General features: G+C 65.9%; 24 protein-coding genes and 1 tRNA gene. 13 read left to right on the top strand and 12 right to left on the bottom strand.

The window, feature by feature from the left end; translation table 11 throughout:
- The first annotated feature begins 35 nt into the window (after positions 1–35).
- From OZN62_RS13510 to OZN62_RS13475, 8 genes are all read left to right on the top strand, one after another.
- Positions 36–563: a hypothetical protein gene (locus tag OZN62_RS13510; protein WP_269100429.1), complete on the top strand. Its 528-nt coding sequence runs from the start codon at positions 36–38 to the stop codon at positions 561–563.
- On the top strand, positions 563–1,174 hold the full coding sequence (locus tag OZN62_RS13505; protein WP_269100428.1) for a hypothetical protein: 612 nt from the start codon (positions 563–565) through the stop codon (positions 1,172–1,174). Before OZN62_RS13510 ends, OZN62_RS13505 begins: the two co-directional genes overlap by 1 nt.
- Before the next feature lie 474 nt (positions 1,175–1,648).
- The gene (locus OZN62_RS13500; protein ID WP_269100427.1) at positions 1,649–3,535 is read left to right on the top strand and encodes a DUF3604 domain-containing protein; all 1,887 of its coding nucleotides are present in this window, start codon (positions 1,649–1,651) and stop codon (positions 3,533–3,535) included.
- Positions 3,536–4,438: a peptidylprolyl isomerase gene (locus OZN62_RS13495; protein ID WP_269100426.1), complete on the top strand. Its 903-nt coding sequence runs from the start codon at positions 3,536–3,538 to the stop codon at positions 4,436–4,438.
- On the top strand, positions 4,438–5,469 hold the full coding sequence (locus OZN62_RS13490) for a HupE/UreJ family protein (protein ID WP_269100425.1): 1,032 nt from the start codon (positions 4,438–4,440) through the stop codon (positions 5,467–5,469). The genes OZN62_RS13495 and OZN62_RS13490 overlap by 1 nt, the downstream gene beginning before the upstream one ends.
- Before the next feature lie 274 nt (positions 5,470–5,743).
- On the top strand, positions 5,744–6,160 hold the full coding sequence (locus OZN62_RS13485; protein ID WP_269100424.1) for a hypothetical protein: 417 nt from the start codon (positions 5,744–5,746) through the stop codon (positions 6,158–6,160).
- A 205-nt stretch (positions 6,161–6,365) separates the two neighbouring features.
- On the top strand, positions 6,366–7,442 hold the full coding sequence (locus tag OZN62_RS13480) for a branched-chain amino acid aminotransferase (protein WP_269100423.1): 1,077 nt from the start codon (positions 6,366–6,368) through the stop codon (positions 7,440–7,442).
- Between the two features lie 11 nt (positions 7,443–7,453).
- The gene (locus tag OZN62_RS13475; protein ID WP_269100422.1) at positions 7,454–8,488 is read left to right on the top strand and encodes a TIGR00341 family protein; all 1,035 of its coding nucleotides are present in this window, start codon (positions 7,454–7,456) and stop codon (positions 8,486–8,488) included.
- Here the strand turns inward: OZN62_RS13475 and OZN62_RS13470 are convergent.
- Entirely contained in the window at positions 8,485–9,114 is a 630-nt protein-coding gene (locus OZN62_RS13470) for a glutathione S-transferase (protein ID WP_269100421.1), read from the bottom strand. The genes OZN62_RS13475 and OZN62_RS13470 overlap by 4 nt on opposite strands.
- Positions 9,107–10,078 carry an oxygen-dependent tRNA uridine(34) hydroxylase TrhO gene (gene trhO / locus OZN62_RS13465; RefSeq protein ID WP_269100419.1) on the bottom strand — a complete coding sequence of 324 codons (972 nt, stop codon included), beginning with the start codon at positions 10,076–10,078 and terminating at the stop codon, positions 9,107–9,109. The genes OZN62_RS13470 and trhO overlap by 8 nt, the downstream gene beginning before the upstream one ends.
- 208 nt (positions 10,079–10,286) lie before the next feature.
- On the opposite strand from trhO, the gene OZN62_RS13460 reads away from it, so the two are divergent.
- On the top strand, positions 10,287–10,736 hold the full coding sequence (locus OZN62_RS13460; protein ID WP_269100417.1) for an MEKHLA domain-containing protein: 450 nt from the start codon (positions 10,287–10,289) through the stop codon (positions 10,734–10,736).
- Positions 10,737–10,745: 9 nt separating this feature from the next.
- Here the strand turns inward: OZN62_RS13460 and OZN62_RS13455 are convergent, their stop codons facing one another.
- Positions 10,746–11,195, bottom strand: a complete 450-nt coding sequence (locus tag OZN62_RS13455; RefSeq protein ID WP_269100416.1) for a carboxypeptidase-like regulatory domain-containing protein — start codon at positions 11,193–11,195, stop codon at positions 10,746–10,748.
- Between the two features lie 190 nt (positions 11,196–11,385).
- Complete coding sequence (locus tag OZN62_RS13450; protein ID WP_269100415.1) at positions 11,386–12,738, bottom strand: MFS transporter; 1,353 nt, start codon at positions 12,736–12,738, stop codon at positions 11,386–11,388.
- Between the two features lie 193 nt (positions 12,739–12,931).
- Here OZN62_RS13450 and yghU point away from each other — a divergent pair, with 193 nt between their 5' ends.
- Entirely contained in the window at positions 12,932–13,801 is an 870-nt protein-coding gene (gene yghU, locus OZN62_RS13445; RefSeq protein ID WP_269100414.1) for a glutathione-dependent disulfide-bond oxidoreductase, read from the top strand.
- Positions 13,802–13,861: 60 nt separating this feature from the next.
- A tRNA-Gln gene (locus tag OZN62_RS13440) sits at positions 13,862–13,936 on the top strand.
- A 17-nt stretch (positions 13,937–13,953) separates the two neighbouring features.
- Here OZN62_RS13440 and OZN62_RS13435 read toward each other — a convergent pair.
- A complete protein-coding gene (locus OZN62_RS13435) occupies positions 13,954–15,057 on the bottom strand; it encodes a mechanosensitive ion channel family protein (RefSeq protein WP_269100413.1) in 1,104 nt (367 codons plus the stop codon).
- Positions 15,058–15,135: 78 nt separating this feature from the next.
- Entirely contained in the window at positions 15,136–16,410 is a 1,275-nt protein-coding gene (locus OZN62_RS13430) for a lipopolysaccharide biosynthesis protein (RefSeq protein ID WP_269100412.1), read from the bottom strand.
- Between the two features lie 80 nt (positions 16,411–16,490).
- Here OZN62_RS13430 and OZN62_RS13425 point away from each other — a divergent pair, with 80 nt between their 5' ends.
- Both OZN62_RS13425 and OZN62_RS13420 read left to right on the top strand, forming a co-directional pair.
- Positions 16,491–16,886 carry a VOC family protein gene (locus tag OZN62_RS13425; protein WP_269100410.1) on the top strand — a complete coding sequence of 132 codons (396 nt, stop codon included), beginning with the start codon at positions 16,491–16,493 and terminating at the stop codon, positions 16,884–16,886.
- Positions 16,883–18,208 carry a sulfatase-like hydrolase/transferase gene (locus tag OZN62_RS13420; protein ID WP_269100408.1) on the top strand — a complete coding sequence of 442 codons (1,326 nt, stop codon included), beginning with the start codon at positions 16,883–16,885 and terminating at the stop codon, positions 18,206–18,208. The genes OZN62_RS13425 and OZN62_RS13420 overlap by 4 nt, the downstream gene beginning before the upstream one ends.
- Here OZN62_RS13420 and OZN62_RS13415 read toward each other — a convergent pair.
- From OZN62_RS13415 to OZN62_RS13390, 6 genes are all read right to left on the bottom strand, one after another.
- Positions 18,205–19,572 carry an MFS transporter gene (locus OZN62_RS13415; RefSeq protein WP_269100407.1) on the bottom strand — a complete coding sequence of 456 codons (1,368 nt, stop codon included), beginning with the start codon at positions 19,570–19,572 and terminating at the stop codon, positions 18,205–18,207. The two genes, OZN62_RS13420 and OZN62_RS13415, sit on opposite strands and share 4 nt — an antisense overlap.
- Before the next feature lie 58 nt (positions 19,573–19,630).
- Complete coding sequence (locus OZN62_RS13410; RefSeq protein WP_269100404.1) at positions 19,631–20,305, bottom strand: retropepsin-like aspartic protease family protein; 675 nt, start codon at positions 20,303–20,305, stop codon at positions 19,631–19,633.
- 37 nt (positions 20,306–20,342) lie between these two features.
- Positions 20,343–21,329 carry an L-histidine N(alpha)-methyltransferase gene (gene egtD / locus OZN62_RS13405; protein WP_269100403.1) on the bottom strand — a complete coding sequence of 329 codons (987 nt, stop codon included), beginning with the start codon at positions 21,327–21,329 and terminating at the stop codon, positions 20,343–20,345.
- On the bottom strand, positions 21,329–22,540 hold the full coding sequence (gene egtB, locus OZN62_RS13400) for an ergothioneine biosynthesis protein EgtB (protein WP_269100402.1): 1,212 nt from the start codon (positions 22,538–22,540) through the stop codon (positions 21,329–21,331). The genes egtD and egtB overlap by 1 nt, the downstream gene beginning before the upstream one ends.
- Before the next feature lie 144 nt (positions 22,541–22,684).
- Positions 22,685–23,653, bottom strand: coding sequence for a GGDEF domain-containing protein (locus OZN62_RS13395; RefSeq protein WP_269100401.1), 969 nt, complete (start codon positions 23,651–23,653; stop codon positions 22,685–22,687).
- Positions 23,617–24,483 (bottom strand): MASE1 domain-containing protein, encoded by an 867-nt coding sequence (locus tag OZN62_RS13390; RefSeq protein WP_269100400.1) that lies wholly within the window; start codon positions 24,481–24,483, stop codon positions 23,617–23,619. Before OZN62_RS13390 ends, OZN62_RS13395 begins: the two co-directional genes overlap by 37 nt.
- Between the last annotated feature and the right edge of the window lie 106 nt (positions 24,484–24,589).

The following is a 24,589-nucleotide window of genomic DNA, read 5'->3' as shown; positions in this document are numbered from 1 at the left end:
CGGCAATGGTGAACCGTCCAGAAGGAACCGTACCCATGCAATTGCGTCACGTGATGTCGCTTGGTCTGGCCGCCCTCGCCCTCGCCGCCTGCAACAGCAGCGAGGAGGTTGAGGAGACCGAGGAGGTCGCCCAGCCGGAACCGGTACTGACCCCCGCCCCGCAGGCCACCACAGCACCCGATGGCACCGCGCTGGTGCCGGGCAGCTGGATCGTCAACGAGAACGCGCAGGGCGCCATGGCCATGTTCGGCGAGGCGAATACGGAGCCGAGCCTGACGATCGACTGCGAAGCGGCGACGGGCACCGTCACCATGACCTTGTCGATCGACGCGAGCGGACCCGAAGCCTGGCGGCTGGACGCCGGCGGCGAAGCGGCGCGCATCGACATGGCGCCGGTCGAAGGCCCGCTGCCGCTGCTCGGCGCGGAAATCGAACCGAGCCTCGCCATCTTCCACGCCTTCTCCAACCCCGACGAAGTCGTCACGCTGACCGCGCCAACGGGCGAACGGTGGCAATATCCGACACATCCGGGCATCTCGCGCGTTCTCTACGCATGCAGCTGATGAAACGCCCCGCCTTCGCCGCGGCCTGTGCGCTGGCCGGATCGCTCGCCCTGGTCGCTTGCGTGCCGCCGGCGCCGGAACCGACTCCGGTGCCCTCGCCCGCACCGTCGCCGTCGCCCTCGCCGACACCTGCGCCCACGCCAACGCCGATACCTCCGCCCGTCGCCGAGCCGGACGATGCGCCGCTGCAGGTGGTGACGCCCACCTACGACAACTGGATGGACGCGCCGCGCACCCCGGGCGACTGGAGCTATGTTGCCGAGCCGGCTGAGACCTTGGCGGTGTTCGGCACCTCGCGCACGCCCGAAGGGGTGGAACTGCTGATCGTCTGCAACCTGGACACGCGCCGGGTCGCCATCGGGCGCAAGGGCACGGCGATCGGCCAGGTCGAAATGCTGGTGCGCACCGAGACCGCCAACCGCACCCTCACCGCCAGTCCGGTGCAGAGCCGCGCGCCGCTGCTGGTGGCCGAGCTTGCCGCCAGCGATCCGCTGCTGGATGCCATCGCCTTTTCCAAAGGTCGTTTCGCCCTCGACGTAGCCGGCGTGGAACCGATCTACGTTCCGGCCTGGCCGGAAATCACCCGCGTGGTGGAAGATTGTCGGGGTTGAGCTGTCACCGAACAGTCAAAAAACCGGCTTCGGAACAGACGCGCGATTCTGACTGTGAAAAAGAATAAATCAAGGCTTGTCTTCATGGACACCGCGATTCACAAATGCAGACAGGACAGGCAGTGAATGCAAGTCCTGAACGCCGGTGATGCGGCGGTTCTGGCTCTACAGCGCGAAAGGAGGTGATCCGATGTCTCATGGTTCAGCAGGGAGGTCGGTGACGACCCGTGCGGAGCATATTCGGTAGTCTTCATATCGCCGAGTAAGGCTTCGTTGGCGGTTTAACGACCGCTGACCATGCGAAGGGCAGTTCCACGAAAGGGTGGAGCTGCCCTTCTCATTTTGGCGTGGCAAGCTGACAGACCCGACCTGCGCTGGCCGCAGCCTTGCACCGCCGGCCGGCCAACGCATTGACAAGCAATGGGGCCTTCCGCAATCGTCGAACCTGAGGTTGGGATTGCGAGGAGGATGAGCATGACAAGCGAGAGGCGGACGGCCTTTTCGAAATTGGGCAGGAAAGCGCTACTGGGCGGATGCGCAGCGGCCGGCCTGGCACTTTTCCCGGCATCCCAGCTTGTCGCCCAAGGCGAAGGCCCCGACCGTACCGAACTGTTCTGGGGCGATTTGCACCTGCACTCGAACCACTCTCTCGATGCCTACATCACCGATAACACCATGGTCACGCCGGACATGGCCTATCGCTATGCAAGGGGCATCCCGATCGAGCAGCCCGGACTCGACCGCAAGGTGCAGATCCGGCGACCGCTCGATTTCATGGCGGTGACCGACCATGCAGAGATGATGGGGCTGTTCACGCTGCTGAACCGCGCCGATGAAACCTTGCTGGCCACCCCGTGGGGGCGTCGCGCAATGGCGGCGCATGTGCGGGACCCGGGGCGCAACGGCGCGATGAGCGTCACCGGTGCCGGCATGTCCGGCCCGCCCGGACCCGATACCGCCGAGATGATGAGCCAGATCCAGTCCGACGCCGTGCGCAGCACCGCATGGGCGGTGGAGATCGAGGCCGCCGAGCGCAATTACATCCCCGGCACGTTCACCACGCTGTTCGGCTGGGAATGGTCGTCCGTGGTCGACGGAGGCAAGAACCTGCACCGGGTCGTGCTGGCCAACACCGATGGCGAAGGTGCCGCCAGTTTCATCCCCTTTGGCAGCCAGGACAGCCAGCGCCCGGAAGATCTGTGGTCGTGGATGTCCGCAACGCGCGACCGGACGGGGATCGATTTCATCGCCATCCCGCACAATTCGAATATTTCGGGCGGGCTGATGTTCCAGATGACGGACACCGACGGGCAGCCGATTTCGGCCGCCTATGCCCGCGCGCGCCAGTTGTGGGAACCGCTGGTGGAAATGACGCAGGCCAAGGGCACGTCGGAAGTCCACCCCGAGATCGCCCCGTATGACGAGTTTGCGGAATTCGAGATTCGGCGCAAACTGCTGATCGGCACGCCGACGCCGGCCGATGCCGGGGATTACGCCCGTTCGGCCCTGCTTCGCGGCTTGCAGATCCAACAGCGCGTCGGGGTCAATCCCTACAACTTCGGCATGATCGGCTCGACTGACAGCCACACCGGCCTGAGTTCGGTGCAGGAGAGCGATTTCTACGGCAAGCTGGTCTCCGACATTCCGCTCAGCGAGCATGTGCTGGGGCCACGCCCGGTGATCTTCCCAGCCTGGGAAATGGGCGCCTCGGGCCGCGTGGCGGCCTGGGCGGAAGAGAACACCCGCGAGAGCATCTTCGCGGCCCTGCGGCGCAAGGAAGTCTACGCGACCACCGGCCCCCGCATCGCCTTGCGCATGTTCGCCGGCTTCAATTTCGCGCCGACCGACGCCGATGCGCGGGATATCGCCGCAATCGGCTATTCGCGCGGCATTCCCATGGGAGGCGACCTGACCGCCGCCCCGGCGGGCCGCGCCCCGAGCCTGTTGATCCATGCCGCGAAGGACCCGCTCAGCGGCAATCTCGACCGCGTGCAGGTGGTGAAAGGCTGGGTGGACGAAAACGGCGAGGCGCATGAGCGCATCTACAACGTCGCCTGGTCGGATGGCCGCCAGATCGACAGCGATGGCAACCTGCCCTCGGTCGGCAACACGGTTGATCTCGAAACCGGCCTCTACACCAATTCGATTGGCGCGGTGCAGTTGGCAACGGTGTGGCGCGATCCGGATTTCAATCCGGACGAGGCAGCATTCTACTACGTGCGCGTGCTGGAAATTCCGACCCCGCGCCACTCGCTGCTCGATGCCATTGCACTGGGCATCGATGTCGAGGAAACGCGGCAGCCTGCCACTATCCAGGAACGCGCCTATTCCTCGCCCGTCTGGTATACGCCGGCCAGCTAGATGTCGCTCATACGCTCGCTCCTGAAGGAGCCGCTGACCCATTTCGTCCTGCTCGGCGGACTGCTGTTTGCGGCCTATGCCGTTCTCAATCCGCGCGACACGCTGGATGCGGATTCACGCGTGATCACGGTGGACCGCGAGGCGCTGCTCACCTTCCTGCAATACCGCAACGCGGCATTCGAACCGGAATATTTCGAAGCGCAATTCGATGCCATGACCGATGCGCAGCTGGCCGAGCTGGCGCGGAATTACGTGCGTGAGGAAGCCATGGAGCGCGAGGCCCGCGCGCTGGGGCTCGACCAAGAAGACTATGTGATCCGCCGGCGCCTCGTGCAGAAGATCGAATATCTCGTCGCCGGAGCGGACCTGGAACCCGAACCGCCGACCGAAGAAGAACTGCGCGCCTATTACGACGAGCATCGCGCGGATTTCCTGCAGGACGCCGAATATACCTTCACCCATGTCTTCATCGATGCGGAGAAGGACCATGCCGGCGGGATGGAGGCGGAAGCGCGGCGCCTGCTCGGCCAATTGCGAGCGCGCGATGCCGGTTTCAACGACGCGCCCGGCTATGGCGACCGCTTTCCCTACCAGCGCAATTTCGTGCGGCAGCACATGCGTCCGGTCGCCAACATCTTCGGACTGCAATTCGCCGCCAGCCTGGCCAACTTGCAGCCCGGCGAGACGTGGCAGGGACCGATTGCCTCGAACTTCGGCTTGCACCTGGTGCTGTTCACCGATCGCACGGCGGCGCGCACACCCGCTTTCGAGGAAGTCCGCCAGCAGGTGCGCGAAGCGGTGCTGGAAGAACGCCGGGTGCGGACGCGCGAGACCCTTCTCGACGATCTCGTGGACCAATATGATGTCCGGTATGTCGACATTCCGGCGGAACCCGTCGACTGATGCTGCCCGCGTCCGCCAGTCGCAGTTGGCTCGCCCTGCTCCTCGCGCTCGTCGCCAATGCGGTCCTCGCCAGCATCCCGGCCGCGGCCCATGATGCCAGGCCCGTTTCCGTGCAGATCAGGGAACTGCCGGGCGAACGCTATGCCCTGCATGTCCGCACACCCGGCAGTGTCGCGGCGGACAACCTGCCCCGGCTCCTGCCGCCGGCAAACTGCATGCCCGTCACCATCGGGACCGAGGATGGCCAGAGCGAGGCGAGTGCCATGGTCGTCTCCTGCCCGGGCGGTATCGAGGGACAGGAATTCCGCCTGACCTTCCCGATCTACAATCCCTCGCTTTCCACGCTCTACCGGTTTGAACGCCTTGATGCCGCGCCACTCTCGGCGCTCGTCGCGCCTAGCGAGGGTGGCTGGATCGTGCCACAGGCCCCTTCCGCGCTCGAAATTGCCGGAGACTACTTCCGCCTCGGGATGGAACACATCTTCGGCGGTATCGACCACCTGCTGTTCGTCGTCGGCCTGTTGGCGATTGCCGGCACCTGGCGCCGCTCGCTGCTGGCTCTGACCGGCTTCACCCTGGCGCATTCGGTCACGCTGGCGCTGTCCGCGCTTGACCTCGTGCGGTTGCCGGTCGCGCCGGTGGAGGCGGTCATCGCGCTGTCGATCCTGTTTCTCGCCGTCGAGATCGTGCGCGCAGATCGCAACAGCCTGACTTATCGCTATCCCACCCTGGTGGCATCGACATTCGGCCTCGTTCACGGCTTCGGCTTCGCCAGCGTCCTGCGCGAAATCGGCGTTCCCGGAGACGAGATCGTGGTCGCCTTGCTTTCCTTCAATCTCGGCGTCGAGGTCGGGCAGGTGATATTTGTCGGCGTCTGCCTCGCCCTCGTGGCGGCCGCGCGGAAACTATTGCGGCACACGGCAATTCCTGGCGCAGGAGAAAGGTTTGGGCTGGTCCGATCGTTTGCCGCCTACATGCTGGGGACGGTCTCGGTCTTCTGGCTAATGGACCGGGTCGCTGGCTTTGCCTGACGCATCATGATCGTGCTTGCGGGAGCAGCAACCTTGCGCGCCCACCCTTGGGTCGCCGGGCGCCGTCATCGCAGTTCACGACCCGAATGGCTGGAAGCGGGTGGAAAGCGGACCTTCATTGCCGGTGAAAAAGCCCTTTGGCGCTGGCGTCATGGGTTCCCTCTCTAGCAGTGGTGAATCCCTACAGCCTTGCACATTCTATGCTCGACAGTCATGCTGACCGAACTGGAACAATAGTCTCGAACTTTTGGGCCATTTAAGCAGGGGAAAATTTATGAAGAAGGTTGTAGTAGTAGCCGCCGGGTTTGCGCTGGTTGGATGTTCTGGGGCGGATGAAGCTGAAACAGTTCCAGAAGAAGAAGTGGCCGCAGTCGAAGAAGCCTCTCCAAGCGATCCTTCCGCTTGGATGACGGCTGACGAGGTCGCGGGTTCCTATTCGCTGGTTTACGACGATGGGACAGAGGGTGTTCTTAATCTCAGCGCAGATGGCACAAGCGATGGGGTTATCGGCGGTGAAGATTTCGCCGCTACCTTCACGGTTACGGCTCCCGGCACAGTTTGCTATGAGAATCTTGAAGGTGAAATTGGCCTTCCTCCACAATGCTGGGTTAACTCCGCCGCTGAAGCAGATGGCACGTGGACTGCGACTGGAGACGATGGAACAACCGTAGTGGTCACACCGATCGAATAGGCTCCGTCCAGGCGAATATCATGCGAGGGACCGGAGGATTGCTCTTCCGGTCCTCTCGTTTTGGCAGAAGAGAGCCGCCGGGACAAAACTGCAAAATGTCACAATTATGGGTCCTTGAGTGACCGGCTGGAATTGGGTCGAAAGCGCACGCTCCTTCTCACCGCCTCTTGCTTCGCCCTGCCCTGCCCACTAATCGCCCTTGCTCATGAAATTCGAGCATCTTCCCCATCCTGCCCCCGTGCCTGACGCCGACCGTGCCCAGGCGATTGCCGATCCCGGTTTCGGCAAGATCTTCACCGATCACATGGTCATGATCGACTATGACGAGGGCGAAGGGTGGCACGACGCGACGCTTGGCCCCTGCCAGCCGATCCCGCTGCACCCCGCTTCCAGCGTGCTGCACTATGCGCAGGAAATCTTCGAGGGGATGAAGGCCTACAGGCTGTCCGACGGCTCGATGGCACTGTTCCGGCCCGACGCCAACGCGAGGCGCTTCAACGAGAGCGCCAAGCGCCTCGCCATGCCGGAAATTCCGGAGGACGTGTTCATCGAGGCGGTGCGCCAGCTGGTGCTGAAGGATGCCGACTGGTTCCCGCAGGTGGACGGCGGCTCGCTCTATATCCGCCCCTTCATGTTCGCCAACGAGCACTTCCTCGGCGTGCGTCCGGCGACGAAGTACAAGTTCATCGTCATCCTCTCGCCCGCCGGAAACTACTTCAAGTCCGGCTCGCCCGCCGTTTCGGTGTGGGTGAGCGAATATACCCGCGCGGCCCCCGGCGGCACCGGTGCGGCCAAGTGCGGCGGCAACTACGCGGCCAGCCTGGTGCCCACCGGCGAAGCCTTTGCCAAGGGGCATGACCAGGTGGTCTTCCTCGACGCCGCCGAGCGCAAGTGGATCGAGGAACTGGGCGGCATGAACCTGTTCTTCGTGTTCGAGGACGGCTCGATGATCACCCCGCCGCTGACCGGCACGATCCTGCCCGGCATCACCCGCGACAGCCTGCTGACGCTGGCCAGGGAACAGGGCCTCGACGTGCGCGAGGAAATGTATTCGATCGACCAGTGGCGCGACGATGCCGCCAGCGGCAAGCTGGTGGAAACCTTCGCCTGCGGTACGGCTGCCGTGGTGACGGCGGTGGGCAAGGTCGCCAGCCGCGATGGCGAATTCACTATCGGCAGCGGCGGCGCCGGCCAGATGACCAGCAAGCTGCGCGAACAGCTCGTCGGCATCCAGCGTGGGTCGGTGGACGACCGCCACGGCTGGGTGATGCGGCTGGAATAGGCTGACAGGCGATGGCGGCACGCAAGGTCCAGGTCTACCTGCCCGAGGAACGGGTGGCGCAGCTGGAAACGATCCTTGCGAAGCACAGCCGCCGGTTCTGGCGCGAGACCGTCCCCGGCGGGCAGGAGAAATACACCTGCGTCGTGCAGCAACGCTATACCGAGCGGCTGCTGGACGAGCTGGAATCCGCCTTCGCCGACGAACCCGATTTCACCGCGCACGTCGAACTGTTGCAGGCCGTGCTGCCGCCGGTGGAGGAGAATTCCGAGACCGAACTGCTGCTGGCGGGCGACATCAAGCCGCCGACCGCGCTGGAACGTTTCTTCATCCGCGACCGGCTGAGCACCGACGAGATCTACGACGATATCGAGGAAAGCCTGCACATCAGCACGTCCTACCTGCTGACGGTGACGCTCTCGGCCATCATCGCCGGCCTCGGCATGCGCAGCGAACAGACCGCCGTGGTTATCGGCGCGATGGTCATCGCCCCGCTGCTGGGGCCGACCATGGGCATGGCCCTGGCCGCCACCGTGGGCAACAGGCAGCTGGGCTGGCAGGCGTTTCGCACCATGGTGGTGGGCTGCGTGCTGGCGATCCTTGCCGGGTGGGTGCTGGGCCTGATCGTGGATATCGACCCGCAGGTGCCCGAGCTGTTCAACCGCACGCTGGTGCAGCCTGACGACGTGGCACTGGCGCTGGCTTGCGGCGCGGCGGGCGTGCTCGCCTTCAGTCGCGGAGTCTCGTCGGCGCTGGTGGGCGTGATGATCGCCGTGGCGCTGGTGCCGCCGCTGGCGGCATCGGGGCTCTACCTCGGCGCCGGCTATCCGGCAGAGGGCGCGGACGCCTTGTTCCTCTTCGCGGTCAACCTCGTCTGCGTGAACATCGCCGGGATCGCCACCTTCCTGTTCCAGGGCCTGCCGCCCAAGAGCTGGCGCCTGACGGGCAGCGTGCTCGCCATGTGGGCGTTGCTGTTGTTGCTGCTGGTCTCGATGATGGCGGGCAGCCTGCTGCTCGACATTGGCGAGCTGAAGCTGGCGCTGCCCTAGAGCGCCATGGCGACCGGCGCATCGCCCGGCTGCCACGGCTTTTCGCGCTGCATCACCGTCTTGAACAAGGGCGAGTCCAGGTGCCCCGCCAGCCAGCGGTGGACATGCGCGAACGGCAGCGCGTCGAACCAGTCGCGATCATGGTTGGCGAACTGCCGCACGAAGGGGAAAATCGCCGCGTCGGCCAGCCCGCGACGGTCGCCGCATAGCTGGCCGCCCTTGGCCAGTCGTTCGTCGAGCAGGCGCAGGAATTCGGCCCCGCGCTCGCGGTGAGGCAGCGGGTCGCAGTCGTCGTAGCGGTTGGGATACTTGTAGCGGTCCAGCGCCTGCTTGAACGGGCCGTCGTTCTCCGCCACCAGCGCCGCATCGTCACGCTCCAGCCAGCCCTCCGGATCGGTCTGGGACAGCGCCCAGCGCATCACGTCGAGGCTCTCGTCCACCACCGCGCCGCCTTCCAGCACCAGCACCGGCACGGTGCCCTTGGGCGAAGCGTCGAGCATGGCCTGCGGCTTGTCCGACAACTTCACCTCGCGCAGTTCGCAGGCCGTACCGCTCACCACCAGCGCCAGCCGCGCCCGCATGGCATAGGGGCAGCGACGGAAGGAGTAGAGGACCGGTTCAGCCATCGTCCGCGTCGTGATCCAGCTTGGCGCCGATATGCGCGCGGCCCTGCTCGGCGGCGAGCATCTCCTGCCGGTGCCGCTCGCGATAGGAGGCGCGCTGTTCGTCCGTCCGCGTCGCATGGCAGGCGGGGCAGCTGACACCCTCCTCGTAGAGCGGAGAGGCCTTGTCCTCGTCGCTCACCGGCAGGCGGCAGGCGTGGCACAGGTCGTAGGAGCCTTCGACAAGGCCGTGGCCCACGCTGACGCGCTGGTCGAACACGAAGCACTCGCCCCGCCACATGCTCAGTTCCTCGGGCACTTCCTCCAGGTATTTCAGGATACCGCCGTTGAGGTGGTAGACCTGCTCCACGCCCTCGGCCTTGAGGAAGGCGGTCGACTTCTCGCAGCGGATGCCGCCGGTGCAGTACATCGCCACCTTGGGCTCCTTGCCCTCGCCCAGCAGCCGCGCGCGCTCGCTGCGGAACCATTCGGGAAAGTCGCGGAAGCTGGCGGTCTTGGGATCGATGGCGCCCTCGAACTGGCCGATGGCCACTTCGTAGTCGTTGCGCGTGTCGATCACGATGGTGTCGGGGTCGGCAATCAGGTCGTTCCAGTCCTGCGGATCGACATAGGTGCCCGCATTGTGCGCCGGATCGAGATCGCCCTGCCCCATAGTCACGATTTCGCGCTTCAGCCGCACCTTCATGCGATGGAACGGCATCTCGCTGGCACCCGAGTATTTCACCTCCAGCCCGGCGCAATCGGGCAGGCTGCGGATGTGCTCCACGACCATGCCTACCCCTTCGCGCGAGCCGGCAATGGTGCCGTTGATCCCCTCGCCCGCCAGCAGCAGCGTGCCCTTGATTCCCTCGGCCAGGCACAGGGCAAGCAGCGGCCCGCGCAGGGCGGCGGGATCGTCGAAGCGCGCAAAGCGATAGAGCGCCGCGACGCAGACGGGCGCATTGGTGGCGGGGTGCGGGATGGCCATGGGCTGGCCCTTTAGCGACAGTCGATCAGTCGATCCAGCCGCGCGGGTTTGCCGCAACGGAATCTCGCCATGCCGCCAGCTCTGTCGCCAGTGCCGCGGCGAGCGCGAGAGCAAGAATTATGCGCCGCGTGATTATTCCTTTGGCGGGTAACTTGTTAATTCGCCTAGCCGAGCGCCTCACTACTGTCTAACTGATAGCGGTATGAGCATGGCAGACCAGAAGCTGGCGATCGACCATGCCGGGGACAGACTGGGGGCAATGCTGGCAAGCTTCAAACGGCTGACCGGCAATTCGCTGGCGGATGACGCCAATGGCCTCTGGCACGCGCCCGGCGCCATCGTCGCCCATGACACCAGCGATGATCCGGAGTTCTTCTTCGCCAACGCCTGTGCCCTCACCCTGTTCAAGATGGATATCGAGGATTTCCTCGGCATGCCGTCGCAAAAGTCCGCCGAACCGGCCGAGCGCGAGGAACGCGCCGCCATGCTGGCCAAGCTGGAAGCGGACGACGTGGTGGAAGGTTATTGCGGCGTCCGCGTGGCCGCCGACGGCTCGCGCTTCAAGATCATCGACGCGGTGGTCTGGAACATCCGCGACGAAGACGGCCGGCTGCTGGGACAGGCCGCCTGGTTCGAGGACATGGATTTTCTCGACTAGCCGGGCCGTTCAGCCCTGGTCGTCGGCCCATTGCCAGCGCACGGCGTCGCCGGCGTCGGCGGTCATCTCGCGCGCTTCTTCCCAGGCCTGTGCCGCCAGCACGTCCAGCAGCATGGCTTCGACCGGGTTCACGCCGGCCCGGGCATGATCCAGCGCACTGGCGGAATAGAGGAAGATGTTGCGCGTTACCTCGCCAGTAGCGGGGACTTCGGCGGTGGCGTGCTGGCGCACGTCTGCGGCCACTTCCACGGCCAGGCGGTATTCGCCGGCCGCGAGGTTTTCAAAGCTGTAGCTGCCGTCAGCCGCCGTGGTCGTCGACAGGCCCACCTCGGGCAGCACGACTTCGGCCCCGGCCACCGGCTGCGCGGCAGAATCGCGCACCACGCCCGAAAGCTCACCCGCCAAGGCAGGGGTGGCGGTGGCGGCAATCACGGCAGCAAGGGCAAGGGCGAGGCGCAAGGGCGAGGTCCATCTGCTGGGCCGCGCAAGGGCTGCACGGCTTCACCCTCGCCTCAACACGGCCAGTGTTACGCCCGTAAGACTCGTATTTCAGTTCGGTGACAGGGATGTGTCACGCAGGCGTCCGTCCCTCTCCTGCGGGAGCGGTAATCCTGTGCCGAATGACCTGCGGTTCCGTAGCCTAGGCCATTCAGTTCACCCTTGGCGCTGGCCCCGGAGCCTCGGCCAGCACTTCGGCCATCTTCTCCTGAAACCCGGCGCGGCGCGGGAATTTGGCCAGCACCATCACCAGCAGGCCGACGAGATGCAGCGACATGACGATGGCGAACATCGTCGGCAGCCCGCCAATCCGGTCGAACAGGCCGAACACGCTCGCCCCGATGGTGATGCCGAGGTTGGAACAGGCCATGTAGATGGTGAACTGCGTTGCCGCGACGCGGGAATCGCACAGTCGCATGGAGATCGGCAGCGCCGCCACCGTCAGCAGGATATCCAGCGCGTACCAGCCGTAGACGAAGAAGATGAACAGGCCGCTGTCTGCCCACATGTCCTGCGTCGCCAGCATCGTGCCACTGAACAACATGTAGCCGATGAAGAAGGCAATGGTCGTGCGCTTGGCGCCGAAGCGGTCGCCCAGCCAGCCGCCCAGCGTCAGGCCAAGGATGCCCGCCAACAATTGCGCAGACCCGGCAGTGGCGGTGATCGCCGCCTCGTCCCAGCCGAGATTGTTGGCGCCCATGTAGGGCGTCACCGCGTTGAACATGCCGTAGTGGAAGCCGCGCACCAGCAGCACCGGCAGCCACAGCAGGCTGGCCGGCAGCAGCAGCGACTTGAAGGTGTTCTTCATGATCGGCCACCAGGCGCCGAGATGGATCTCGCGGTTGCGCTGGTGCGCCTCGCCCGCGCTCCACGGCAGCCGTCGTTCGCCGGGCCGTTCGCGCAGGAACAGCACGTAGCCGGTGATCAGCGTGATGAAGCCCGCTGCCAGCAGGTAGGCGGCGGAAGGCCCGAAGGCAGCGATGGCCGCACCGGTGATGCCGGTGGCGGCGGCGATGCCGATATACTGCCCGCCGAACATCATCCCGCTGGCCCGCGCGCGCTCGTCCTCCTCCATGATGTCGACCGCAAGGCCGTCCACGGCAACGTCCTGGAAGGTGGTGGCCATGTTCACGGCGAAGCCGGCAATGCCGAGCAGCAGCACGTCCTCCACGCCCGGCTGCACCACGGCGCAGACGATCAGCAGCGTGATCATCACGCATTGCGCCCCGGTGATCCACGCCCTTCGCCGCCCCATGGCGAGGAAGGTGTAGCGATCCATGATGAAGCCGTTCACCAGCTTCAGCGTCCACGGCAGCGCGGTCAGTCCCAGCACATAGGCAATGTCGACAGCAGGCGCGCCATTGGCGGCCATCCATGCCGGTATGGCTGTCCAGAACAGCCCGATCGGCACCCCTTGCGCGACGTAGAGAATGAAGAGTGTGAACAGCCGCAATCGACTGTTCTGCGACAGGATCCACCGCGATGCGGCAGCAGTTTCGGTCATGCGCTTTCCCCCCGGCCAAGCGCCATGCGAACCCTGGGGGCAGTATGCCTGACTTTTGTCGCGAGGCAATCCCACCCTCCGGACCGGTGTAAAAGCCAGGCTGGCCCGCTCCCAAGTATCGCTTGCTTGTGGCCATGCGCGGCTGGCCCATCTATCGCTGCATCCAAAGATCACTCTTCGCAGGAGAGCAGCCATGGCCGATGATACCTACACCCCGCCCGAAGTCTGGCAGCCGACCGAAAGCGGCGGAGCCTTCGCCGGCATCAACCGGCCCACCGCCGGGGCCCGGTTCGAGGCGGAACTGCCGGTGGGCGAGCATCCCTTCCAGCTCTATTCGCTGGGCACGCCCAACGGGGTGAAGGTGACGATCATGTTCGAAGAGCTGCTGGAGGCAGGCTTTACGGACGCGGAATACGACGCCTGGTTGATCAACATCGGTGAGGGTGACCAGTTCGGCAGCGGCTTCACCGCGCTCAACCCGAACGGCAAGATTCCCGCATTGCAGGATCGTTCGGGCGATACGCCGTTTCGCGTGTTCGAAGGCGGTGCGATCCTCATCCACCTGGCGGAGAAGTTCGACTACCTGCTGCCCAAGACCAACCCGGCGCGCGCGGAAACGCTTTCCTGGCTCAGCTGGCAAATCGGCACGGCCCCCTTCATCGGCGGCGGCTTCGGGCATTTCTACGAATATGCGCCGGAGAAGTACCGTTATGCCATCGACCGCTACTCGATGGAGACCAAGCGCATCTTCTCGGTCGCCGACAACCAGCTGGCGAAGACCCGCTTCCTGGCCGGTGACGAGCTGACCATTGCCGACCTCGCCGCCTATCCGTGGCTCGGCAACCTGATGCACGGCGCCTACAGCGGCTCGGACAAGTTCCTCTCGCTGCACGAGAACGAGAACGTCGAGCGCTGGGTCAAGGAAATCGACGCGCGCCCCGCCGCCATTCGCGGTCGGCTGGTGAACACCAAGGCCATGCCCGAACGCCACTCGGTGGCGGATTTCGACGCGGTTGAAGACCGCAGCCTGTTCGATCCTGTCAGGAAACGTGCTGACGTTTGATTTCGGTGGCGGGCGCGGGTTGCACCTGCCGCCCGCCCCGCTATATGAGCGCCCCACTGCTGGGGTGTAGCCAAGTGGTAAGGCATCGGTTTTTGGTACCGACATTCGCAGGTTCGATCCCTGCCACCCCAGCCACTTCCCTTACATGATCGCTATGGCTGCGCGAGCAGGCCCTCCGCCTTCGCATCGCCAGGCATTTCCGCCAGCACGCGGGTGCGCGCCCATGCTTCGGGGCAGTTGTCGGTAATCCAGTCGGTGATGCCTTCGCGGATATCGCAGCGCAGGTCGAACAGCGTGGGCGAATCCTTGGCGCTCATCAGCAGGCGCACTTCCTTGGCATCGCGCGTGGTCTCGGTCACCTGCACCACCTGCACGCGTCCGTCCCAGCGCCTGTTCGCCTTCACCTGCCGTTCGAACTCCTCGCGGATCGGGCCGACCTTGGCGGTGGGGTCGAGGTAGAGGAACACGGTGCCCAGCAGCTGGGCGGTCGTCTTGGTCCAGTTCTGGAACGGCTCTTCCAGGAACTTGGTGGTGGGCACGATCAGCCGTCGCTCATCCCAGATCTTCACCACCACATGGGTGGTGCGGATTTCCTCGATCCAGCCCCATTCGCCCTCCACGATCACCACGTCGTCGATGTTGATCGGCTCGGTCGCGGCGACCTGCACCCCCGCGATCAGGCTGCGCAGCGCGGGTTGCGCGGCGGCGCCAACGGCAAGTCCGGCAAGACCGGCGGAGGCGACCAGCGTCAGCCCCACGTCGCGCACCCCGGGGATGGAGAGCAGCATCAGGCCGACGGTGACGAAGACCACCACGAAGGTGGCAATGCGGCGGAACATCGACAGCTTGGTGCGCTTGCGCCGGGCGTGGAGATTGTCCTCCACCGTGATGTCGGCCTTCAGCGCCATAGTCTCGACGAAGGCGTGCAGCACGGCGATCACCACCCAGCCGACCAGCGCGGGCATGACGAAGCCCGCCACCTTCTCCCATACGGCTGCCAGCACGGGTAGTTCGCGCGCGACCAGCACGATGGCGAGCGCCATCAGCGCATAGCGGGTGGGCCGCGCCAACTTGCGCAGCACGATATCGTCGGAGGCGCTGTCGCTGCTCCGCGCCAGCCGATGCAGGCCGCGGAACACCAGCCAGTGCAGCAGCCAGGCGAGCAGCATGGCGGCTCCGGCCAGCGCCAGGATTTCGAGAATTTGCGGTATCAGCTCGTCATTCCGGTCAAGGAATTGGCTCAATCTGTCCGGCATCGGCGCTCCTTTAGGTGCTTGTCCGTGTGCCTGTGTCAGGTCCGCTCCCGGCGTTCCCTTGCTGAGTCAATCACGAGCCTAGGCGGAAGTTCCGCTTGCCTCAAGCGGCGCATCGGACAGGCGGCGGCGCACCATCAGCGCAAAGCCGGTGACGCTCACCATGCTGGTGCCCAGCACCACCAGCGCGGCCCCCATCGCGCCGAACAGGCCGATCAGCCACGGCAGGGCAGCCAGTCCGACGGCCAGCGGCACGGCGCGGATCAGGAAATTGGTGATGGCCTGGCCGCGCGCCACCAGCAGCGCTTCCAGGCTGGCCCCGGCCAGTTCCAGCGAGGCGGCAGCGGCCAGCACCAGCATCGGCCAGAAGGCGGCAAGGTAATCCTCGCCCGCGATGGCGGTGATGATCCACTCGCCCGCCAGCAGGCCGAAGGCGATGACCAGCACCCCGGTAAAGGCGGCGATGCGGGTGATCTTGCCGACCAGCAGCTTGGCTCCCTGCGGGTTGCGCACCAGTTCCGGATAGACCGCGCGCAGCAGCGCCTGCGCCAGCTTCAGCAGTCCTTCGCCCAGTTGCGAGGCGACGCGATAGATACCGGCCAGCGCGGGGCCGCCGAGCACGCCCGTCAGCAGCACCAGCAGCTGGCGGCTGGCGATGGAGAGCATGCCCGTCAGGCTGGTGCCGGCGACGAAGCTCCATGCCTTTTCGCCGGCAGCGCGGCGTTCGCGCGGCAGGCGGGTCAGGCTGATGCGGCGCCAGTGGATCGGTTCAGTCGAGGCGGCCAGCCACCAGTACATGGCCGCCGTCGCCACCTCTGCCGCGCCCCAGACAATCAGGAAGCTCTGGATGCTGGGGTGGACGAAGATCACCACCACGGCGCCAACCACGCGCACGATACTGGTGGTGGCATCGGCCAGCGCCGCGCGGGCATAGCGATCATGCAGGCGGAGCAGCCCCGTCGGCGTGGAACGGATCGCCAGCAGCGAGGCGACGGTGAACAGGAAGGTGGGGAAGCGCATCTTCTCGGGCAGCAGCAGCCAGTCCCCGGCAAAGCCCAGCACCAGCGCGGCCACCGTGGTGCCGACAAGGATCGTCACCCCGTCCAGCGCGAGGGCAAAGCCGGTCGCGGTCTTGCGGTCGTCCTCGTCCTGCCCCCAGCGGATGATCGATTGCCAGGTCTGAAAGCTGGACAGCCCCACCACCAGCTGCGCGAAGGTGAAGGCGATCACGAACAGGCCGAACCGCTCCGGCCCCAGTTCGCGCGTGGCCAGCGCGAGGTAGACAAGGCTGAGCACCGCGTTCACGGCGCGCGCGCTCATCAGCCACCCGGTATTCTGGAGCGCGCGTCGAAGCATGATTGCGCCCTGCCCCAGCCAGCGAGGAATTGCAAAAGCCCTTTGTCGAAGCCAAGGTCTGCGCCGGGGAGAAACAGTTCATGTCCGCACCGACCGCGCGTCTTGCCTTCATCAAGCTCAACACCGGCGACCTCGAAGCGGCCACCGCCTTCTGGCAGGAGGCCTTCGGCTTTGCCGTCACCGGTTCCTATGACGTGGAGGCCTTCCGCGAAAACATCATGGCCCTGCCCGGCCAGAGCGAAAGCGGCCCGCAGCTGATGCTGGTGGAGCCCAAGCCGCGTGGGCCGCAGCCGGTGGGTCCGGGACACGGCCCGGTGGGGCTAGTGGTGGTCGACATCGCCGCCAGCCAGGCCCACGCCATGGCCAGCGGGGCGGAGGAAGTGATGCCCCCCACCGATGTCGGCGGGGTAATCGTCTCGCTGCTGAAAGCGCCCGACGGACACGAGATCGAACTGGTGCAGCCGCTCGCCGGATGACGCAGGTGCAGCCCAACATCGTCTTCATCATGGCCGACGACCTCGGCTATGCGGACCTGTCCTGTTACGGGCGGCTGGAATACGAAACCCCGGCGCTGGACCGGCTCGCGGCGCAGGGGCTGCGGCTGACCAATGCCTATGCCAATTCCGCCGTCTGCACGGCGACGCGCGTGGCGCTGATGACAGGGCGGTACCAGTATCGCCTGCCCATCGGGCTGGAGGAGCCGTTGCAGAGCAACCGCACCGGCCTGCCGCCGGAGCACCCCACCCTGCCCTCGCTGCTGCGCGACAATGGCTATCACACCGCGCTGGTGGGCAAGTGGCACCTTGGCGAACTGCCCGAATACTGCCCACTGAAGAGCGGTTTCGACGAATTCTGGGGCATTCGCGGCGGCGGAGTCGACTACTTCACGCACGAGCTGGACGGCGTGCCCGACCTGTGGGACGGCACCGAGAATATCGAGCGCACCGGCTACCTGACCGACCTGCTCGGCGACCGCGCCGTGGCCGTGCTGGAACAGCGCGCCGAGGCCGGCGGCCCCTTCTTCCTCAACCTCAACTTCACCGCGCCGCACTGGCCGTGGGAAGGTCCGGAGGACGAGGCCGAATCCGCGCGATTGCAGGCCAAGGTGGAGGCAGGCGAACCAATGCCGATCCTGCACTACGACGGCGGCGACATGGCCACCTATGCGGCGATGATGCGCAACCTCGACGCCAATTGCGGCAAGGTGCTGGAAGCGCTCGACCGGCTGGGGCTGGCGGAGAACACCGTGGTCGTCTTCACCAGCGACAACGGCGGAGAGCGGTTCAGCTTCAACTGGCCGTTCACCGGCAAGAAGACCGAGCTGCTGGAAGGCGGCCTGCGCATCCCGGCCTTGGTCCGCTGGCCGGGCGTGACTCAGGCAGGCACCACCAGCGACGCGATGACGATCACGATGGACTGGCTCCCCACCTTCGTGGCGGCGGCCGGCGGCGCGCCCGATCCGGACCACCCGAGCGATGGCGTGGACATTGCCACCGCCCTGTCAGGCGGAGCGCTGCCCGAACGCACGCTGTTCTGGCGCTTCGCCTACCGCGCGCAGAAGGCTGCGCGGCGCGGCGATCACAAGTTCCTGGAAATCTCCGGCAAGCGCTTCCTGTTCGACGTGACCGAAGACCCGCTCGAGCGCGGCAACCTGAAGGACCGCGAGCCGGAGCTGTTCGAGGGCCTGCAAGCCGCCTGGCACGACTGGAACGCCGACATGCTGCCGCCCGACCCGGAGGCCGGTCGGCACTACTTCACTGCCGCGAAACTGGCGGAATACTTCGGGGTCGACAGCTAGGCCTTGGCCGCCTGCCGCCCGCCGATCACCCCGCCGTTCACCACGCCCAGCGCGAACACCAGCGCGGCGATGATCAGCGCCGGGATGGCGGTGAGGCCGAGGATCATTTCCAGCGGCATGGTCGCCGCCAGCGCCATCCCGCCCAGCACCGGGAAGACGATGCCGCCCAACCGGCCAAAGCCACCGGCCCAGCCGATGCCGCTGGAGCGCATTTCCGGCGGGTAGCTGAGCGTCGCGAGGTTGTTGATGCCGGTCTGTCCGCCGACCTGGCAGAAGTTCCACACCACCAGCGCGGTGACGAAGGCCACGGCCATCTGCGGCGGGATGAAGCCGATTGAGAAGATCGCCACGGCATCGACCACGAAGTAGGCCGCGATCAGCCAATAAGGGTTCATCCGGTCCATCAGCCAGCCCATCACCAGCGTGCCCGAGGCGCCGCCGAAGTAACCGATGATCATGTAGAAGGCGAAGGTCTCCAGCGGCAGGCTGGCGAATTCGTACATGAAGGTCGCCAGCCAGTTGGCCAGCAGGGCGATGTTGCCGAGGCTGAAGAAGCACAGCGAGAACAGCAGGATCGTCTGGATGCGATAGCGCGAACCGAACATGGCGAGCGGGCCGTATTTCGACACCTCTGCCTGGTCGCCCATGTAGAACACCGTGCCCACCGGCACCTGCGCCAGCGGGTCCAGCCGACGGATCTGATCGGCAATGCGCGGGTCGCTGCCGTTGCGGTTGACGCGGAAGGCCAGGCTTTCCGGAATGAACAGCAGCAGGAAGAGTGCCGCCAGCGGCACCACGCCGCCGAAGATGAAGAAGCCCTGCCAGCCCAGCTCGTCGAGATAGCTGGCGGTCATGATTCCGCTGCCGAGGTTGCCGCCGGAAAAGCACACCAGCGCAATCGCCATGAACAGCGCGCGGCGACGCTTGGGCGTGCTTTCGGACAGCAGCGCCAGGCCGATGGGCAGCATGGCGGAGAAGAAGATTCCCGACACGCCGCGCAGCCAGGCCAGCATCTGGAAGCTGGTGGACCAGGCCGCCCACAGGGTCAGTCCGCCGAACACCAGCAGGCACAGGCCCAGCACCGGCTTGCGCCCGATCCGGTCCGCCAGCGGCGGCATCAGGAAGGCGCCGATGGCCATGCCGATCTGCTGGTAGGTCACCACCGGGCGCATATCGACCGACTCGCCACCCAGCCCTTCGGCGATGGCGGGCAGGATCTTGCCGAGGAAATACATGTCGAACCCGTCGAGGAACAGGACGACGGAGACGATCACCAGCGTCGCAATCTCGCGCGTCCCGATGGGGCGATCGTCGATGAACTTGGCGACGTCGAAACGCTCGCCTTCCGCTGTTGTGCTGGCCATGTCCTCTCCCTTGGCGGGGAGATTGACCATGTCCGCCGCTCAGGTCAATTGGCCAAAATCAGTCGGCTGCTGGCAGAGGGGGTTGCGGATTGTTGGGGACGAGGATCAGCTCGCCCTGCTCGATCCGCACGCTGGCCAGCCGCGAGAGCAGGTTCATGCCGATGACATTGGTATCGCCCAGTCCCGGCGCGATCACCGCATCCAGCCCGCGCGCCGCGACATTGCCGAAGCGCAGGGTATCGATGTTGGTCATCTGCGCGGCGACTGCACCGTTGGCCGTCTGCAGCCGGATCGGCAGCCCGCCGTCGCGTGCCTCCAGCCCGGCGGCCTCTGCCGTCGCGTCGGAAACGGCGGTCAGCGTCGCCCCGGTATCGACCAGGAACAGCGCGCGGTGGCCGTTGATCTCCGCTTCCAGCCAGTAATGCCCGTCGCGCGCCATGGGGATGCGCGTCTCGCCGCCCTCCACCACCTGTTCCGGCATGCCCAGTTCGGGAACGGCGAGCGAGAAGCGCGGGTCGAGCCGCGAGAGTTGCAGCACCACCAGCGCGAGAATGGCGATCAGCGAGAAGGTGCTGAACAGTCGCAAGGCCCGTCCGGCCCAGGGCACTCGGCCCAGCAGGAACGAACCGACCACGCCCGCGACCATTGCCACGATGGCCGCCATCAGCAGCCCCGACTGCGGAATCTCGCGGATCGAGTGAGCCAGCTGGTCGAAGACGGGCGCGAAGTCCATGGCAGCTATATAGGCTGCCTTGGCCGCGATTGCGATATCACGGCGCGGCGCGCGGCACCGTGGCGTGGGCAAGGATCAGCGAAAAGCGTTCCTGCGCGTCGGTCCAGCGTGCCACCGGGGTCCAGTGACCCGCCAGCAGCAGCGTATTGGAGCTGCGCATGTCGAACTTGTGGCTGTTCTCGGTGTGAATGCTCTCGCCCGCCTGCATGGCGAAACTCTCGCCTGCCACCTCGAAGGTGACGTCGGCCTGTGCGACCGCATGCATCTCGATCCGCGCATAGGTATCCACCCAGCGCGCCTCGTGGCGGAACTGGTCGACCGGAATCGTGCCTTCCAGCTCACGGTTGATGCGGTGGAGCAGGTTGAGGTTGAACTCTGCCGTGACGCCCGCCGCATCGTCGTAGGCCGCCTCCAGCACCTCGGTGTCCTTGATCAGGTCCATGCCGATCAGCAGCAGCGCTTCCGACCCGAGCGTGGCGCGCATCTCGCGCAGCAGGTCCACCGCCGTGCGCGGCACCATGTTGCCGATGGTGGAGCCGGGGAAGAAGCCCAGCTTGGGCATGTCCGCCACCTCGGCCGGCAGCTCGACGCGCTTGGTGAAGTCCGCCTCCACCGGATGCACCGGCAGGCCGGGAATCTTGGCGGAGAGTTCGGCGGCGGAGGCGCGCAGGAAGTCGCCCGAGATATCCAGCGGCACGTAGGCGCCGGGATCGATGGCCTTCAGCAGCAGCGGGGTCTTCACCGAGGAGCCGCTGCCGAATTCCACCACCGCGCGGCCCGGACCGATCAGCCGGGCGAAATCCGCGCCGCGGCTTTCGAGGATCTCGGTCTCGGCCCGCGTCGGGTAATATTCGGGGAGCTGGGTGATGTCCTCGAACAGTTGTGAACCGGCGTCGTCGTAGAGCCAACGGGCGGGAATCGCCTTCTGCCGCTGCGACAGGCCCGCCAGCACGTCCTGGCGAAAGGCGATATCGACCCCTTCCTCGTCACGTTCGACGAGCTGGATGCCTTCTTGTTCGGCCATTACAGGTCCTTTGCCAGCCGTAGGCCGGTGAACTGCCAGCGCTGCTGGGGATAGAAGAAATTGCGATAGGACGGGCGCGAATGGCCGCGTACCGTGGCGCAGCTGGCGCCTTTCAGCACCCACTGCCCGGCCATGAACTTGCCGTTGTATTCGCCCACCGCGCCCTCGGCCGGCTGGAAGCGCGGATAGGGCAGGTAGGCCGAACGGGTGAATTGCCAGACATCGCCAAACAGCTCGCCGGTGCCGACCGGCCGCGGCGGCTTCGCACCGTCCAACTGGTTGCCCGCAGAGGCATCGAAACCCGGTCCATCCTGTCCACGCGCGACAGCCTCCCATTCGAACTCGCTCGGCAGGCGACAGCCCGCCCAGGTGGCGAAGGCATCGGCCTCGTAATAGGAGATATGCGCAACAGGCGCGTCCGGATCGCGCTCCTGCCAGCCGGTGTGGGTGAAGTGTTCGCCATCCCGCCAGTAGAGCGGCGCGGTGATCTTGCGGCGGTCGAGCCAGGCCCAGGCATCGGACAGCCACAGGCGGTGGTCCGAGTAGCCGCCATCGGCGATGAACTCGTCCCACTCGCGATTGGTCACCAGCCGGCGGGAAATGGCGAACGGCTCCAGCAGCACGCGATGCACGGGGCCTTCGTTGTCGAAGGCGAATCCATCGGACTGGTGACCGACCCTGGCGACGCCGCCGGGATGCTCGATCCAGCCGTCCTCCTGCGCCGCTGACCTGGCGGGCACATCCGCCCACATCGCCGGGCCCAGCGGGTTCTTGGAGAAGGCGTGCTTGATGTCGGTCAGCAGCAGTTCGATGTGCTGCTGCTCGTGCGCGATGCCCAGTTCGATCAGGTCGACGTGGCGCGGATCGTCCAGCAGTACCTGCATCGCCGCGTCGACATGGGCGCGCCAGTCGAGCACTTCGGTCAGCGTCGGACGCGTCATCAGGCCGCGATTGCGCCGCAGGATGCGCTCGCCCTCGGCCTCGTAATAGGAATTGAACAAGAACGGCCAGCGCTCGTCGTGCAGGCGATAGCCGGGCGCGTGGTCGCGCAGCAGGAAGGTTTCCCAGAACCAGGTGGTGTGCGCCGCGTGCCACTTGGCGGGCGATGCATCCTCCATCGACTGGATCGTGGCGTCGGCCTCGCTCAGCGGTTCGAGCAGGCTCTCGGTCAGACGGCGTGTCGCTACATAGCGCTCCGCGAGGCCGGGCATGCTGTCTGCGGCATGCGGGCGGGTACTGGCGTGGGGCAATGCCCTCTCCCGTAGTCGGTGTCCGTTCCGTCCAACGCCTGAATGGGGCATCGGGTTTCCGATTGGAACCCCGGAAGTCGCCAAATGTCGGGGATTTTCCTGCGGTCAGGCCGCGCGCTGGACCTGGTTACGGCCGCCTTCCTTGGCTCCGTAGAGCGCCTCGTCGGCGCGGGCGAGCAAGCTGCTCTCGCTATCGCCGGGGCGGAAATGCGCGATCCCCACGCTGATGGTCACTTCCGGTAGCGCCGAGCCCTCGATCCCGGCTTCCACCGAACGCCGCAACCGCTCGGCCAGCTTGCGCGAGGAGGCGTCGGGCAGGCCGGGCAGCAGCCAGACGAATTCCTCGCCGCCGATCCGGCCCACCGCGTCACCCGCGCGCGCCTGCCGCCGGGCGATCTCGGCCACCTGCACCAGCACCTCGTCGCCGGTCTGGTGGCCGAAGGTATCGTTGACCTGCTTGAAGTGGTCGACATCGAACATGATCGCGGTCAGCGTCCCGCCGCGCTTGCTGGCGACATCAATCATCGCCTCCAGCCGGCCGAAGGTGCAGCGGCGATTGGGCAAGCCGGTCAGCGGATCGGTATTGGCCAGCTTCTGCGCCTCGGCCGCCAGCCGCACCGCCCGTCCGCGGGCCAGGTCGAGCGCCTCCTCGCGGCGGATCTGCTCGGTGACGTCCATGGCCACGCCGAACACGCCGATGCGCTTGCCGAGCATGTCGAATTCGTTCTGCACGGCAATCCGCAGGATACGTTCCGTTTCTCCCGGCGGCTTGATCCGATAGTCGAAGGCAAAGGGTTCGCGGTCCTCCCGGTGCTGTGCGATCTGGCTGAACAGTTCTTCGCCGCCATCGGGCAGCAGCGGGCGCACGTTGCCGGGATCCGGGGCAAGCGCGCGATCCAGCCCGTTGAGCTCCAGCATCTTCGGCGACCAGTCCTGTTCGCCCGTCACCAGGTCCAGCCGCCAGCGACCGATCCCCGCCGTTTCCTCCGCCAGGTCGAACAGCATCAGGCTCTCGTGCATCTTGGAATTGCGCTCGATCAGTTGCAATTGCAGTTCCTCGCGCTTGAGCAGCATGGCGGCGATCGGCAGCGCATGGTGAGCATCCAGCTTTGCAGCACCAGCGTTGCCTGCCCGGCGGGCATGTCGAGGAACGGCATGGGTGAGCCAGCGAAGATGCTGAGCACGGTGGCAACCAAGACATAGGTGAGGATGGTAAGCGCGCTGGCAGTCTGCCCGTAGCGAACCGTGGCGAACACCATGGCGGCGACCAGCAAGGGCATCAGCGCCACCTCGCTCACCTGCAGGGCGACCACGGCCAGCCCCGCGCAACCCAGCAGGGTGAGGAGGATACTGCGATCCATCATCGCATTCTGGACCCGCGCCCCGATCCCGAGCATCTGGCGAGCGAGCAACAGCACCGGCGTCAGGGTGAGGATCGCCAGCACGTTGGCAAGGAACCACCAGGCGAATTCCGCAAGGGTCTGCTCCGCGCGGAAGGGTATGGCGATCAGCGCGCCGACCAGGCAGCCGATGAGCGCGGCGCCGAACAGCCCGGCAACCTGGCGGAACCGGCGCGGCACCTCGCGCCGGCCGCCGAGCGCGGCAATGCCGAGGGAAGCGGCAACCACGGTCTGCACCAGGCTGGCGGTGGAATAGATGAAGGCTTGCGGCAGGGGCGTGCCCCACAGCCAAACCGTGGCCGCCTGCATCGGCAACAGCACCACGGTGAGCAAGGCCCAGCGGCTGCGGCGCGTGGCATGGAAGGCGGCCACGGCGACCCCGCTGGGAGCCCACAGCAGCAGCTGTCCGCCCCACACGTCGCGCACCAGCAGGCAAAGGGAAGCCAGGGCTCCCCACAGCAGGCCGGCAGCGACCGGTTCACGAAGATGACGCCAGATGCGCAAAGTCTCCCCCAGGCTTTCGCCAGGGGAGATAGGGCGCAGAGGTAAGGTTAAGCCGATGGCCGCCCTAGGGAATTAACCCTATGCGTTATTCACCGACTGCCCGAGG

It is taken from the genome of Aurantiacibacter sp. MUD11, from assembly GCF_026967575.1.
In the GTDB taxonomy this organism is placed as follows: domain Bacteria; phylum Pseudomonadota; class Alphaproteobacteria; order Sphingomonadales; family Sphingomonadaceae; genus Alteraurantiacibacter.
This window is presented reverse-complemented; position numbering and strand designations above follow the sequence as displayed.